The following is a 13,787-nucleotide window of genomic DNA, read 5'->3' as shown; positions in this document are numbered from 1 at the left end:
TCAGCGCGCGCCGCGCAGCTCGCGCGGGAGCCAGTCGAAGCTCTCGGCGCTGACGCCGCCCGCCGGGCGGTACTCGAGGCCGATGCGGCCCCGGTACCCGGCGGCGGTGAGGCGGGCGAACAGGTCCTCGAAGTCGAGTTCGCCGGTGCCGGGTTCGTTGCGGCCGGGGGTGTCGGCGATCTGCACGTGGCCGATCCGGTCGGCGTGGGCGTCGATGACGGCGGCCGGGTCCTCGCCGTTGCGGGCGAGGTGGTACAGGTCGCAGAGGAACTTGGCGTTGCCGAGGCCGGTAGCGGCGTTGACCTTGTCGACGACGTCGACCGCGGCGGCGGCGGTGACCAGCGGGTAGTCGGGGGACTCGGCCGCGTTGAGGGTCTCGACCAGCAGGACGGCGCCGACGGAGTGCGCGGCCCGGGCGGCCAGCGCGAGGTTCTCCAGGGCGAGGGCGTCCTGGGCGGCGGGGTCGGCGTCGGGGACGCGGTTGCCGTAGAGGGCGTTGAGCGCGCCGGTGCCGAGGCGTTCGGCGAGGGCGACGGCGACCGGGATGTTCTCCCGGAAGCGCTCGCTCTCGGCGGGCACGGAGAGCGTGCCGCGGGCGCCGCGGGCGAGGTCGTCGAGGAAGTTGAGGCCGGTGAGCTCGACCCCGGCGGTCTCGAACGCCGCGACCAGCGCGTCGAGTTCGTCGTTCCCGGGGGCGGGCTCCTCGCCGAAGGGCCACCAGAGTTCGGCGGCGGTGAAGCCGGCCGCCGCGGCGGCCGCGGGCCGCTCCAGCAGGGGCAGTTCGCCGAACAGGATGGACAGGTTGACCGTGAAGCGGTGCTGGGCGGCAGCGGTCACGTCGTTCACCTCTCTCGCTCTCGCGCCGGTCAACTTCCACGATCCGGAAGCTGGATTCTGCTTGATGGAAGCTTCTCCGCCGCCGCCCGAGCTGTCAAGAAACTCGCAACAATTTGTTGAAGCAGCCGAACGCCGGGCCGCCCGCTCCCGCACTGCTGTCCGATCGCCCAGGCCGACCGGGTCGATAAGGTGAGCGGGTGCGATTGATGGTGGAGTTCACGACAGAGCCGTTCGAACTGGACGGGTTCCCCGAGCACGCCAAGGCCGCGCGCCGCGCGGTGGACGAGGCGGGGCTCGCCGTCTCGGTGGGGCCGTTCGGCACCAGCGCCGAGGGCGACGCCGAGCAGGCGCTGGCCGCCGTCACCCGCCTGCTGCGGGAGACCCTGGCGGCGGGCGCGAGCCGGATCTCGGTCCAGGTCAGCGTGCTGGACGAGCAGCCCGAGCCCTCCGCGGAGCCCGGCCCGGAAGGACCCGAAGGAGGGGATACGCAGTGAGCGAGACCTTGAACCACCCGCTCGCCGCCGCCCTGGAGCCGCTGCTGGCCGCGGTCGGCGCGACCGCGCTGGACCCGTCCGAGGCGCGCGCGGAGGACGTGGTGCTGGAGTGGGACGGCGCGCCGGCCGTCGCGGTGCGGCTGCCGCACCTGAGCAGCGCGCTGGACCGGCTGCTGGCCGAGATGGCCCGGCAGTTCGACGGGCGGCCGCTGACCGAGCTGGACCGCGCGGAGAAGCAGCGGGTGGTCGCCCTGCTGGAGGAGCGCGGCGCGTTCACCGTCCGCCACGGGGTGGAGACGGTCGCGTCGGCGCTCGGCGTCAGCCGGTTCACGGTGTACAACTACCTGAACCGGCAGGAGAAGGGCTGACCCGCCGGGCCGCTCCCCGCGTTCCGGCGGGGCCGCTCTTGGTGGATCGCACACGGCGTCGGGCCCCGGGCCCGGCGCCGTGTCACGTCAGCACAAACAGTTCAACAAAGTGTTGACGGCCTGTTGCGGCCGATCTAGCTTGTGCGGGTGGCACCAACCCTCAGGAGGTCCACCCGTGACCCAGCCACCCCCTGCCCCGCCCTCCCCCTCCGCCCTGGCCGCCCTGGACGCCACCGGCGCGTCCGAGCTGAGGGAGATCCTGCTGGAGGTCTGCTCCAGCCCCGCCTGGGCCGCCGCCGTCGCGGCGTCCCGTCCCTGGCGGGACCGCGAGGACCTGCTCGCCGCCAACGCGGAGGCGATGGCGGACCTCTCCGCGGACGACCTGCGCGACGCGATGGCCGGCCACGCCCGGATCGGCACCCCGAAGCCGGGTGACGCCGTCTCCGAGCGCGAGCAGGCGGGCGTCCGGGGCGTCGACCCGTCCGTGCTGGACGAGTTGCGCACCGCCAACGCCGCCTACGAGGCCAAGTTCGGCCACGTCTTCCTGATCTGCGCGACCGGCCGCACCGCGGACGGCATGCTCGCCGCGCTGCGCGAGCGCTACCCGAACGACGCCGCCACCGAGGCGGAGATCGTCCGGGGCGAGCTGCGGAAGATCAACGAGATTCGCATCAGTCAACTGCTTGACGCACCGCAGTGAACTGACGGAAAGTCACTTCCTGCCATTCAGTGAGGCCTTCACCCCATGACCGGCATCTCCACGCATGTGCTCGACACCAGCCTCGGCCGCCCGGCCGAAGGCGTCCCGGTCGAGCTGGCACTGCACACCGAGGGTGGCTGGCAGGTGCTCGGCACCTCCGCCACGGACTCCGACGGCCGGGTCAAGGACCTGCCGGCCGTGGAGGCGGGCTCGGTCGTCCGGCTGCTGTTCGACACCGCGGCGTACCACGCGGGGTCGGCCGAACAGCCGTTCTTCCCCGAGGTCTCGATCGTCTTCACGGTCGCGCCCGCGCAGCACCACTACCACGTGCCGTTGCTGCTCAACCCGTTCGGCTACTCGGTCTACCGCGGAAGCTAGGTAGGCCGTACGGAACCCTAGGAGCCACCCCATGGCCCACGTGCTCGGTCAGAACCAGTACGGCAAGGCGGAGAACCGCATCGTCCGGGTCTACCGCGATTCCACCCGCCACGAGATCAAGGACCTGAACGTCTCGGTCTCGCTGCGCGGCGAGTTCGAGGACGTGCACCTCACCGGCTCGAACGCCAACTGCCTGCCCACCGACACCACCAAGAACACCGTGTACGCCTTCGCCAAGGAGCACGGCATCGAGTCCGCCGAGGGCTTCGGCATCCTGCTGGCCCGGCACTTCGTCGACGACACCGAGCGCGGCGTGGTGCGCGGGGCCCGGATCCGGATCGAGGAGTACGCCTGGGAGCGGATCAGGACCCCCGACTCGTCCTCCCGGTTCATCGGCTCCGAGGAGGTCGGCCACTCCTTCGTCCGCAAGGGCCAGGAGGTGCGCACCACCGAGGTGGTGTACGACGGCGACCGGTTCCGGGTGGTCTCCGGGCTCAAGGACCTGGTGGTGATGAACACCACCAACTCCGAGTTCTGGGGCTACATCAAGGACAGGTACACCACCCTGCAGGAGGCGTACGACCGCATCCTGGCCACCCAGGTGACGGCCCGCTGGGCGTTCGGCTTCCACGGCCGCGACGGCGAGCCGGAGCCGAACTGGAACCGCTCGTACCAGCAGGTGCGCCGCCACCTGCTGGAGGCCTTCGCCGAGACCTACTCCTACTCGCTGCAGCAGACCCTGCACGCGATGGGCACCCGGGTGCTGAACAACCGCGCCGAGGTGGACGAGGTCCGCCTGGAGCTGCCGAACAAGCACCACTTCCTGGTCGACCTGGAGCCGTTCGGACTGAAGAACGAGAACGAGGTCTACTACGCCGCCGACCGGATGTACGGCCTGATCGAGGGCACCGTGCACCGCGAGGGCGTCACCCCGGTCATCCCGGTGGTCTGACGCACCGCCAGTCTCCACCCGCAGCACCGCGCTTCACTCTCCCTCCCCCACACCGTTCGGAGACCGCGCCCGCCCTCACGGCGGCGCCCCGGGGGCCGGAGAGCAGGCCGGAGGGACCCTTGCACCGTCGTCCCGCCCTCCGGCCGGAACCACCACCCTCTCCAGCGCCCGGGTCGCGCCGAGAGCCAGGGACAGCAAAGGGGCTCTTCCATGGCACTCCGCACCACCCCCACCACTGACGACGGTTCCACCCCCACCCACCCGGTCGACGAGGTGCTCTCCCCGCCGAAACTGTTCGGCACCGGGCTGCAGCACGTCGCCGCGATGTACGCCGGCGTGGTCGCCCCACCCCTGATCGTGGGCGCGGGCGTCGGGCTCAGCCCCGGCGAACTCGCCCTGCTCATCTCGGCCAGCCTGTTCACCGCGGGCCTGGCCACCCTGCTGCAGACCCTCGGCGTCTGGCGGATCGGGGCCCGGCTCCCGTTCGTCAACGGCGTCTCGTTCGCCGGCGTCGCCCCGATGCTGGCGATAGCCAAGGAGCACGGCCCGAAGGACGCCCTCCCGGTGATCTTCGGAGCGGTGATCGTCGCGGGGGTCCTGTGCCTCCTCGCGGCGCCGTACTTCTGCCGGCTGGTCAGGTTCTTCCCGCCGGTCGTGCAGGGCACCGTGATCACCCTCATCGGGGTGTCCCTGCTGCCGGTCGCGGTCAACTGGGCGCGCGGCGGCTCGCCGGGCGCGCCCGGCTACGGCTCCGCGAAGGCGGTCGGCCTGGCCGCGTTCACGCTGGCCGCCGTGGTGCTGGGCAACAGGCTGCTGCGCGGCTTCTGGCAGCAGATGTCGCTGCTGATCGGCCTGGCCGTCGGCACCGTCGCGGCCTTCCCGCTCGGCCTGGCCGACTTCTCCGCGGTCGGCGACGCGCAGGTGTTCGCCCTGCCCTCGCCGTTCCACTTCGGCGGGCCGCGGTTCGACGCCGCGGCGATCGCGTCGATGTGCATCGTCATGGTGGTCTCGATGACCGAGTCCACCGCCGACATGCTGGCGCTGGGACGGATCGTCGACCGCGAGGCCGACGAGCCGACCCTGGCGGCGGGCCTGCGCGCCGACGGCCTGGCCACCGCGGTCAGCCCGGTGTTCAACGGCTTCGCGTGCAGCGCGTTCGCCCAGAACATCGGACTGGTGGCGCTCACCAAGGTGCGCAGCCGGTACGTGGTCGCGGCGGGCGGCGGCATCCTGGTGCTGCTGGGCCTGTTCCCGGTGCTGGGCTCGCTGGTGTCGCTGGTGCCGCAGCCGGTGCTGGGCGGCGCGGGGATCGTGCTGTTCGGCACGGTCGCGGCGTCCGGCATCCGCACCCTCGCGGAGGCCGGGATGGAATCCACCTCGCACACCATCCTGGTATCCGTCTCGCTCGGGGTAGGGATCGTTCCGATCGCCGTACCGACCTTCTACGACGGGTTCCCGGAGACCGTCCGCACCCTGATGCACTCCGGCATCTCGGCCGGCTGCCTGGCCGCGGTGCTGCTCAACCTGCTGTTCCACCACGTCGGCTCCGCCGGCCGTTCCCTCCAAGGAGTTCCCCCATGGCAGTCCAGCCCCCAGCCGCCGACCGGCGGATCGTGATCGAGAACGTCGCGATCGCCACCGTCGACGCCCAGGACACCGAGTACGCCCGCGGCCACGTGGTGCTGCTCGGCAACACCATCGAGTCGGTCGGCGACGGGCCCGCGCCCGCCTGGCTGGACAACGTGGCGCGACGGATCAACGGCGAGGGGCACCTGCTCACCCCCGGGCTGGTCAACACGCACCACCACTTCTACCAGTGGATCACCCGCGGACTGGCCCAGGACGACATCCTGTTCGACTGGCTGGTGGCGCTCTACCCGACCTGGGCCCGCATCGACGAGGACCTGGTGCACGCCGCCACCCAGGGCTCCGCCGCGGCGCTGCTCAAGTCGGGCTGCACCACCGCCTCCGACCACCACTACGTCTTCCCGCGCGGCGGCGGCGACGTGCTCGGCGCCTCGGTGGCGGGCGTCCAGGAGCTGGGCCTGCGCTTCACCGCGCTGCGCGGCTCGATGGACCGCAGCAAGAAGGACGGCGGCCTGCCGCCGGACCACGCGGTCGAGGACACCGACGAGATCCTCGCCGCGTCCGAGAGCGCCGTCGACAAGTGGCACGACGCCTCGTTCGGCTCGATGCTCCAGGTCGCCATCGCGCCCTGCTCCCCGTTCTCGGTCTCCACCGAACTGATGCGGCAGTCGGCCGAGTTGGCCCGCCGCAAGGGCGTGCGGCTGCACACCCACGGCTCGGAGACCGCCGAGGAGGAGGAGTTCTGCAAGCAGCTGTTCGGGATGGGCCCCACCGACTACTTCGAGTCGACGGGCTGGCTCGGCGAGGACGTCTGGATGGCGCACTGCGTCCACATGAACGACTCCGACATCGCCAAGTTCGCCGAGACCGGCACCGGCGTCGCGCACTGCCCGTCCTCCAACGCCCGCCTGGCCGCCGGGATCGCCCGCGTCCCCGACATGCTGAAGGCGGGCGTGCCGGTCGGCCTCGGCGTGGACGGCACCGCCTCCAACGAGTCCGGCGAGCTGGGCACCGAACTGCGCAACGCCCTGCTGATCAACCGCCTGCACGGCCGCCCCGACGCCCTGACGGTGCGCCAGGCGCTGCGGCTGGGCACCATGGGCGGCGCCCGGGTGCTGGGCCGCCAGGACGAGATCGGCTCGATCGAGCCGGGCAAGCTCGCCGACCTCGCCCTGTGGAAGGTCGACGGCGTCATGCACTCCTCGATCGCCGACCCGGTCGCCGCCCTCGTCCTCGGCGCCCTCCCCCCGCTGGCCACCCTGTTCGTCAACGGCAACGCGGTCGTCGAGAACGGCCGCCTCACCACCGTCGACGAGGACCGCATCGCCCTCGCCGCCGCCCGCGCCGCCCGCGACCTCGCCTCCCGCACCTGACCCCACCCCCCTCGAACCCCGGGGGCCCACCGCCAGGGACGACGGCGGACCCCCGGCCCACGGCCCCGGACCCCCGGCGAGGGGCCCGGGGCCGACCCCTGCCTGTCGGCGCCCCGCGGTAGCCTCCGGCCGTTCGCACGAGACGAGGAGGCCCGCGTGGGCGCGAGCGAGTGGAACTACGTCACCCCCTGGCTGGGCTCCCCCCAGCGCAGCCTGGACGCGCTGCACCGCGAGGTGTTCGCCACCGCCGGCTGGGCCGCGGAGTACGACAGCCTCGAGGCGCTGTGGTCCGACGAGGAGTTCATGGGCACGCAGGGCACCCACTCGGTGCTCGACGTCCCGTACGCCGTCACGGACAGCACGGAGCCCGCCGACCTCGGGACCCTCCGCCCGCTCCCACCGCAGGACCTGGAGGAGTACTTCGGCACCACCCGGCCCACCGTCGAGCAGTACACCCGGGCGCTGGAGGGGAACCCGCACCTGCGGGAGGAGGTCGACGGCCGCTGGACCGGCGTCCACGTCCTGCTCCACACCGACGGCGAGCCCACCCACGTGGGCTTCTTCGGCGTCTCCGGCGACTGACGCGGGACCCGCCCCCGCTCAGACCTGCTGCTCCCACGGCCAGGCCGCGTCCTGCCCGGCCTCCAGGAGCGGGACGAGGCGGAAGGCGGCGTCGGTGAGGCCGCCGAAGGTGTGGCGGTTGCCGGTGCCGGAGGGGGCGTGGCCGGTGCGGTAGCCAGCCAGGTTCCAGGTGTAGCAGGGGACGTGGGCGGGGACGGATTCCAGCGGGTCGTGCGCGAAGTCGCCGTACGCCTGCTCGTCGGTGACGATCACCACCCGGTCGTGGCCCCGGTAGTGGGTGCGGACGGCCTTGGCGGTGCTGGTCCCGCCGAGGTCGCCGAAGCGGTCGACCGCCTTGAGCAGGGAGTCCCCGGGCCGGAGGTCGATCTTCCGGCTGGTGGTGCCGAATTCGACCAGGTCGGCGTCGGCGGAGCGCAGGGCGACGGCGGTGCCGAAGACGGCGGCGGTGTCGGCCCGGTTGAGTTCGGTCTGCGCGCTGGGCCGGTCGAACATCGAGCCGGAGCGGTCGACCAGGACGAGGGTGCGTCCGGGCAGGTGCGGCACGTTCTCCAGCGAGTGCCGCAGGGCCTGTTCCAGGGCGTGGCCCCAGCGCAGCGAGGGCGCGTGCCGGTGCGCGGCGAGGTAGCGGAACGGGAACTGGCGCGAGCGCCTGACCTCGCCCCGGTCGGCGATCCGGCGGGCGACGGCCGCGGCCACCTCGTCCGGGACCTCGGCCCGGTCGAAGTTGCGCAGGTTGCGCACCAGCGCCATCGGGCCCATGGAGGGGATGACGGCCTCCCAGACGGCGGCGTCCAGCGGGCCCTGCAACCAGCCGGCCAGGGCCTCCCAGGTCATTCCGGCGGCGGCCAGGCGCTCGGCCCCGCCGGGGCCGGTGACCACCGCGCGGCGTTCGGCGACGGGCAGCGCCATCAGCTCGCGGTGGGCCGCCAGGACGGCGTTCCCGGCGGGCGGGAGCGCCTCGTCGGGGCGGTGGCGGCGGTCCAGCGCGTAGCGGAACAGCTCGCCCTGCCACGGCTTGTCGCGGTGCGGGGCCGGGTGGGTGAGCTCCAGGACGTCGCCGAAGCGGTAGCCCTTGCTCGCGGTGTCGTACTTGAGCAGGGCGCGCGCGTCGTAGAGCCGGGCGACGGCGTCGGCGACGCCGCGCTTGAGCGGCTTGGGCAGGTTGCGGCCGTAGCGGGAGGTCCAGTAGGCGAGCAGTTCGCCGGGCTCGTCGGGGCGCTGGAGGACCGCGTCGACGACCTGGCGCGAGTGCCCGGGCAGCCCGGCGTCGAGCCGGGCGCGGGTGAACTCGGCGGCGCCGACCAGCGAGGCGGTGCGCATGGCGGCGCCGTGGCGCAGCCAGCGCAGCAGGCCGAGGGTCCACTCCGGGTCGTGGGCGGCGAGCTGGCGGACGAGCGCGGTGTAGCGGTCGTCGCGGGCGCCGCCGCGTTCGTAGAAGCTGTCCTGACCGACCAGGTTGGCGACGGCGAGCAGGAAGAGTTCGGACTTCTCCTCGCGCAGGTGGCCCGTTCCGCCGTTGTGGTTGGGGACGGTGCGCCCGGTGGTGGCCACGGGCGAGGTCGGGCCGGCGGCGGCCTTGGCGGTGCGGCGGATGTTGAAGCGGGCCATGGGGAAGTCCTCCTGCGTCCTGCGGGGAGGCATGCCGAACCGGGGCGTCCGAGATCGTGCGGGCCTGGGCGGCCCGCCTCGGCGGAGGTGACAAGTCCGGTGCTCTGTCCCGTTGAGCTACCGCCCGTGCGAGCACGGACGACCAGGATTCGAACCTGGAACCGCCGGATCCGGAAGTATCCCCCGCCTGCGCACCGGACGCCCCGGCGCGGTGCCTCCCGAGATCTGAAGCGGTGCCGGTGGTTTCGTTGGAGGAAGTAACCGGCGCCTGCGCACCGGGAGGTGGCAGTCATGTGAAGTTGGGCGTCCAGAGATCGAGGAGCGGTGGGGGTGACACAGTTGCTCTCCCAACTGAGCTACACCGGCCGGGGCCGGTGGCGGGGTTCGAACCCGCGACCCACTCCGCGAAAGGAAGTAACCCCCGCCTGCGCACCTGGACGAGGATCACTCTAGCCAGCGCGCTCCCCGCCCCACACCTGTTTTTCCGCCCGCCCCGTCCGCCCCGGCGGCCCCGCCGCCCCGGTTCAGGCCTCGCGGCCGAGGGTCGCCAAGTAGGCGCGCCAGCCGCCGTGTTCGGTGATCTCGCGGTGCACGCCGCGTTCCAGCTGGCCGCGGGCCAGCACCATCGACAGCGAAGGGGTGCCGTCGGCCAACTCGATGACGCCGAGCTCCAGTTCGAGCGGTTCGCCGGGCAGGACGGCGTCCCGGAGGTGTTCCAGCGGGAGGTCGTACAGTTCGCCCTCGATGGCGGTGTCGACGCCCGGGTCGGCGAGCAGGGCGGGGCACTCGTCGCGGATGGAGAAGAAGCGGTAGCCGGGGGCGGTGCGGGCCGGGCCGACCAGGTGGCCGTGGACCTTGGCGTGGAACGGGCCGCCGGTCATCGCCTGGCCGTTGAAGAAGATGCGTGCCATGGTGCTCCTTTCGTGGGACCGCCCCGTACCGCGGCCGGTGTGAGGGTGCCTGCGGTACGGGGCGGAGTTCGCGGGCGCCCGCTCAGTCGATCAGGGCGAGCGCCGGGAGGGTGAGGAAGTCGGGGAAGTCCTCGGCGAGGGCGACCTGCTCGAACAGCGCGGCGGCCTCCGTCCAGCGCCCGGCGGCGTACGCCTGCTCGCCCAACTCGGCCCGCAGCGCGGCGAGTTCCTCGGCGACCAGGCGGCGGACCAGTTCGGCGGTGGTCTTCTCGCCGGTGTCGGCGAGGACGACGCCGTTGTGGATCCACTGCCAGATCTGCGAGCGGGAGATCTCGGCGGTGGCGGCGTCCTCCATCATGTGGAAGATGCCGACGGCGCCGAGCCCGCGCAGCCAGGCCTCGATGTAGCGGACGCCGACCTGGACGGCGTTGTGCAGCCCGGTGTGCGTGCAGCTGCCGCCCGCCCCGGCCACGTCGAGGAGTTGGGCGGGGGTGACCTGCTCGGGCGAGCCGGGGTTGTCCTTCTGGTGGGGGCGCTCGCCGAGCACCGCGTCGAAGCACTCCCGGGCGACCGGCACCAGGTCGGGGTGGGCGACCCAGGAGCCGTCGAAGCCGCCGGCCGCCTCGCGCTCCTTGTCGGCCCGGACCTTGACCAGGGCGGCGGCGTTGACCTCGGGGTCCTTGCGGGAGGGGATGAACGCGGCCATGCCGCCGATGGCGTGGGCGCCGCGCTTGTGGCAGGTCTGCACGAGCAGCCGGGTGTAGGCGGCCATGAACGGGGAGGCCATGGTGACGGTGTTGCGGTCGGGGAGGACGTAGCGCTCGCCGCAGTCCCGGAAGTTCTTCACGATCGAGAACAGGTAGTCCCACCGGCCCGCGTTCAACCCGGCGGCGTGGTCGCGCAGTTCGTAGAGGATCTCGTCCATCTCGAAGGCGGCGGTGATGGTCTCGATCAGCACGGTGGCGCGGATCGTGCCGTGCGGGATGCCGAGGGCGGCCTGGGCGCGGGTGAAGACCTCGTTCCAGAGCCGGGCCTCCAGGTGGCTCTCGGTCTTGGGGAGGTAGAAGTACGGGCCGGAGTTGGGGTCCTGCTCGCCCTTGGCGATCAGCCGGGCGGCGTTGTGGAAGAAGTACAGGCCGAAGTCGACGAGGGCGCCGGCCACCGGGGCGCCGTCGACGGTGAGGTGGCGCTCGTCCAGGTGCCAGCCGCGGGGGCGGACCACGACGGTGGCGAGTTCGGCGGCGGGCTTGAGGGCGTACGCCTTGCCCTGCGGGCTGGTGAAGTCGATCCGGCCCTCGAAGGCGTCGATCAGGTTGACCTGCCCGGAGACGACGTTCTCCCAGGTCGGGGCGGTGGCGTCCTCGAAGTCGGCGAGCCAGACCCTGGCGCCGGAGTTGAGCGCGTTGACGACCATCTTGCGGTCGGTGGGGCCGGTGATCTCCACCCGGCGGTCGGTGAGGGCGCGCGGCGCGGGGGCGACCTTCCAGTCGCCGGAGCGGACGTCCGCGGTGTGCGGCAGGAAGTCCAGCGTCCCGGTGCGGGCGATCTCGGCGCGGCGCTCGCGGCGGGCGGCCAGCAGTTCCTGGCGGCGGCCCTCGAACGTGCGGTGCAGGTCCGCGACGAACGCCAGCGCCTGCGGGGTCAGCACCTCCTCGGCGCGCGGCACCGGCGGACCGACGACCGAGACACCGGGGACGGCGGGGGACGGACCCTGATCTGCGGCGGCCATGGCAGGACTCTCCTTGGGCTGTTCCGTTCTGTACAGTGGAGACTAGTTTCCGCGATACAGAATTTCAACGGTTTGTTGATGATCGCGTGGACTCTACTCCTCCCCGGACATTGAAGGGAACGCTCGTGGCCAGCACCTCCCCCGAACGCACCACCGGATCGGTGCAGTCCGTCGAGCGCGCCTTCCAACTCCTCGAAGCGCTCGCCGACTCCGGCGGCGTCGCCACCCTCAGCGAACTCTCCGCCACCTCCGGCCTGCCGATGCCGACGATCCACCGCCTGGTCCGCACCCTGGTCGCCCAGGGCTACGTCCGGCAGGACACCGCCCGCCGGTACACCCTCGGCCCGCGCCTGATCCGCCTCGGCGAGACCGCCGGGCGCCTGCTCGGCTCCTGGGCCCGCCCCTACCTGGCCGAGCTCATGGAGGCCACCGGCGAGACCGCCAACCTGGCCGTCCTGGAGGGCGGCGAGGTGGTCTACGTCGGGCAGGTGCAGTCCCGCCGCTCCATGCGGATGTTCACCGAGGTCGGCCGCCGCGTCCAGCCGCACTGCACCGGCGTCGGCAAGGCCCTGCTCGCCCAGCTCCCCGAGGACGAGGCACGCGCCCTGCTCGGCCCCGGCCCGCTCCAGGCCCACACCCCGCACACCGTCACCGACCCCGGCGCGCTGCTGGGCCAGCTCGCCACCGCCCGCGAGCTCGGCTACGTGGTCGACGACCAGGAGCAGGAGATCGGCGTCCGCTGCATCGCCGTCGCCGTCCCCGGCGCCCCCACCCCCGCCGCGCTCTCCGTCTCCGGCCCCGAGGCGCGCATCCAGGCCCTCGAGGCCCAGTCCGGCGCCGCCGGGCTGGTCCCCCTCATGCAGGCCATCGCCGCCCGCCTCGGCGAGGTGCTCTGACGCCCCGGCCGCGTCGCCGCCTCCCGGCCGTCAGTAGCAGTTCAGCGCCTTGTGCACGTGCTCCAGGACGCGCACCCAGTGCGAACCGGGGCCCGTCGGCACCCCGGGGTCGGTGCGGCGCAGCAGGGCGAGGAAGCGCTCCTGCACGCCGTCCGGGTCGAGGTCCTCGAAGCGCTGCCGGTCGGGGTCGTAGAACGGGCGCTCCGCCTCCAGCGCGGCCAGGGCCAGCACGAAGCGGTCCAGGCTGCTCGCGACCAGGTGCGGGGCGGCCTCCTCCGGAACGCAGTACACCTCGCCGGTGGCGGTGTCGAGGTGGTAGGTGTCCGTGTTGTACTCGCCGAGGTGCATCCAGTGCACCGCGTCGAACGGCTGCACGTGCGGCGCCCAGGACTCCTCCCAGGTCGCGGGTTCGCCGTCGCGGACTCCCCGGGCCAGATCGAAGAACACCGTGTCGTCGGGCAGTCCGACCTCCCGCAGGAAGACCCGGGTCGGCCGGTGCCCGATCCCGTCCGGCCCCCGTTCGTCCAGGGTGACCATCCGGTCGGCGCCGAACACCGCCACCGCCGTCCCCCGGTCGATCAGGAACTCGCCGAGCAGCCCGTCGTCCGGCCCCGCCGGGGCCTCGAAGTCGACGGTGGCGAGCCGGGCCAGGAAGGCCTCCGTCAGCAACGGCAGCCGCTCCTGCAGCCGCCGCAACTCCCCCGCAGCGCGCAGCACTTCGTCCGGCACCGGCTCGCCCTCGCCCCCTCCGCCGCACGCGGCGCGCAGCTCCCCCTCCCCCGGCTCCTCCGGCGCCCGGGAGGCCCGCTCGACGACCACCAGCAGCCGCCCGATCGCGCCCTCGTTGACCTGGTCGACCACGTACTGCTCCAAGTGCCCTTCCATGGACGCGATGCGTCGGCGTGCGGCGGCCAGGCGCGACGGCGCGGGCCGGGTGCGGTCGGCGGCCAGTGCCGTCAGCTCCGCGACCACCTCGCTCTGCTCGACCGCGATCACCTCGGCCGCGACGTCCAAGCGGTCCGCGCACGCCCGGGCGGCGCGCACGACCTCGGCGAGCCGCCCCTCGGCCGCCTCCCGGTACGCGGCGGCCAGCGCCTCGTACTCCGGCCCCCGGACGTGGTCCACCAGGCCGGTCACCACCCGCAGTCCGGCGAGCACGGCCTCCTCCTGCTCCCCCGCGAACTCCCGCACGTACCGCGCGAAGGTCCGCACCGCCCCCTCGTTCACCGGCTCCCAGACGACCTCGCCCCCGGCCAGGAACTCCCGTGCCGCCTGCGGCAGTTCAGCCGTCCACGACTCCCGCCCCGCCCCACCCCGCACAGACCCCATCCCCCCACGCTACCGGTACCCCGACAGCCTCTCCCCCGGGCCG

At 73.0% G+C, this 13,787-nt stretch carries 14 protein-coding genes; 9 read left to right on the top strand and 5 right to left on the bottom strand.

Going from position 1 to position 13,787, the window contains the following annotated elements:
• The gene (locus tag ACFY00_RS04625) at positions 1–846 is read right to left on the bottom strand and encodes a TIM barrel protein (protein ID WP_388027146.1); all 846 of its coding nucleotides are present in this window, start codon (positions 844–846) and stop codon (positions 1–3) included.
• A gap of 197 nt (positions 847–1,043) precedes the next feature.
• On the opposite strand from ACFY00_RS04625, the gene ACFY00_RS04620 reads away from it, so the two are divergent.
• The 8 genes from ACFY00_RS04620 to ACFY00_RS04585 all read left to right on the top strand — a co-directional run bounded on the left by ACFY00_RS04620 (position 1,044) and on the right by ACFY00_RS04585 (position 7,271).
• Positions 1,044–1,331, top strand: a complete 288-nt coding sequence (locus tag ACFY00_RS04620) for a thiamine-binding protein (RefSeq protein WP_388027365.1) — start codon at positions 1,044–1,046, stop codon at positions 1,329–1,331.
• The gene (locus ACFY00_RS04615; RefSeq protein WP_388027144.1) at positions 1,328–1,699 is read left to right on the top strand and encodes a helix-turn-helix domain-containing protein; all 372 of its coding nucleotides are present in this window, start codon (positions 1,328–1,330) and stop codon (positions 1,697–1,699) included. Before ACFY00_RS04620 ends, ACFY00_RS04615 begins: the two co-directional genes overlap by 4 nt.
• Before the next feature lie 175 nt (positions 1,700–1,874).
• Positions 1,875–2,399 carry a 2-oxo-4-hydroxy-4-carboxy-5-ureidoimidazoline decarboxylase gene (gene uraD / locus ACFY00_RS04610; RefSeq protein ID WP_388027141.1) on the top strand — a complete coding sequence of 175 codons (525 nt, stop codon included), beginning with the start codon at positions 1,875–1,877 and terminating at the stop codon, positions 2,397–2,399.
• Positions 2,400–2,444: 45 nt separating this feature from the next.
• Positions 2,445–2,777: a hydroxyisourate hydrolase gene (uraH, locus tag ACFY00_RS04605; RefSeq protein WP_388027138.1), complete on the top strand. Its 333-nt coding sequence runs from the start codon at positions 2,445–2,447 to the stop codon at positions 2,775–2,777.
• A gap of 31 nt (positions 2,778–2,808) precedes the next feature.
• Positions 2,809–3,729 (top strand): factor-independent urate hydroxylase, encoded by a 921-nt coding sequence (gene pucL, locus ACFY00_RS04600; protein ID WP_388027135.1) that lies wholly within the window; start codon positions 2,809–2,811, stop codon positions 3,727–3,729.
• Positions 3,730–3,939: 210 nt separating this feature from the next.
• Positions 3,940–5,346 (top strand): nucleobase:cation symporter-2 family protein, encoded by a 1,407-nt coding sequence (locus tag ACFY00_RS04595; protein WP_388027133.1) that lies wholly within the window; start codon positions 3,940–3,942, stop codon positions 5,344–5,346.
• On the top strand, positions 5,307–6,689 hold the full coding sequence (locus ACFY00_RS04590) for an 8-oxoguanine deaminase (protein ID WP_388027130.1): 1,383 nt from the start codon (positions 5,307–5,309) through the stop codon (positions 6,687–6,689). Before ACFY00_RS04595 ends, ACFY00_RS04590 begins: the two co-directional genes overlap by 40 nt.
• 156 nt (positions 6,690–6,845) lie before the next feature.
• Positions 6,846–7,271, top strand: a complete 426-nt coding sequence (locus ACFY00_RS04585; RefSeq protein WP_388027128.1) for a hypothetical protein — start codon at positions 6,846–6,848, stop codon at positions 7,269–7,271.
• Between the two features lie 18 nt (positions 7,272–7,289).
• On the opposite strand, the gene ACFY00_RS04580 is transcribed toward ACFY00_RS04585, so the two are convergent.
• The 3 genes from ACFY00_RS04580 to aceB all read right to left on the bottom strand — a co-directional run bounded on the left by ACFY00_RS04580 (position 7,290) and on the right by aceB (position 11,519).
• Entirely contained in the window at positions 7,290–8,879 is a 1,590-nt protein-coding gene (locus tag ACFY00_RS04580; RefSeq protein WP_388027125.1) for a TROVE domain-containing protein, read from the bottom strand.
• 524 nt (positions 8,880–9,403) lie between these two features.
• Complete coding sequence (locus ACFY00_RS04575; RefSeq protein ID WP_388027122.1) at positions 9,404–9,790, bottom strand: gamma-glutamylcyclotransferase; 387 nt, start codon at positions 9,788–9,790, stop codon at positions 9,404–9,406.
• A gap of 82 nt (positions 9,791–9,872) precedes the next feature.
• Positions 9,873–11,519, bottom strand: a complete 1,647-nt coding sequence (gene aceB / locus ACFY00_RS04570; protein ID WP_388027120.1) for a malate synthase A — start codon at positions 11,517–11,519, stop codon at positions 9,873–9,875.
• Between the two features lie 125 nt (positions 11,520–11,644).
• Here aceB and ACFY00_RS04565 point away from each other — a divergent pair, with 125 nt between their 5' ends.
• Positions 11,645–12,415: an IclR family transcriptional regulator gene (locus tag ACFY00_RS04565; protein ID WP_388027118.1), complete on the top strand. Its 771-nt coding sequence runs from the start codon at positions 11,645–11,647 to the stop codon at positions 12,413–12,415.
• Positions 12,416–12,445: 30 nt separating this feature from the next.
• On the opposite strand, the gene ACFY00_RS04560 is transcribed toward ACFY00_RS04565, so the two are convergent.
• The gene (locus tag ACFY00_RS04560) at positions 12,446–13,744 is read right to left on the bottom strand and encodes an SUKH-4 family immunity protein (RefSeq protein ID WP_388027116.1); all 1,299 of its coding nucleotides are present in this window, start codon (positions 13,742–13,744) and stop codon (positions 12,446–12,448) included.
• Between the last annotated feature and the right edge of the window lie 43 nt (positions 13,745–13,787).

It is taken from the genome of Kitasatospora sp. NPDC001540, from assembly GCF_042894345.1.
GTDB lineage: Bacteria > Actinomycetota > Actinomycetes > Streptomycetales > Streptomycetaceae > Kitasatospora > Kitasatospora phosalacinea_C.
The sequence above is the reverse complement of the archived record's forward strand: the minus strand, read 5'-3'. Positions and strand labels throughout refer to the sequence as shown.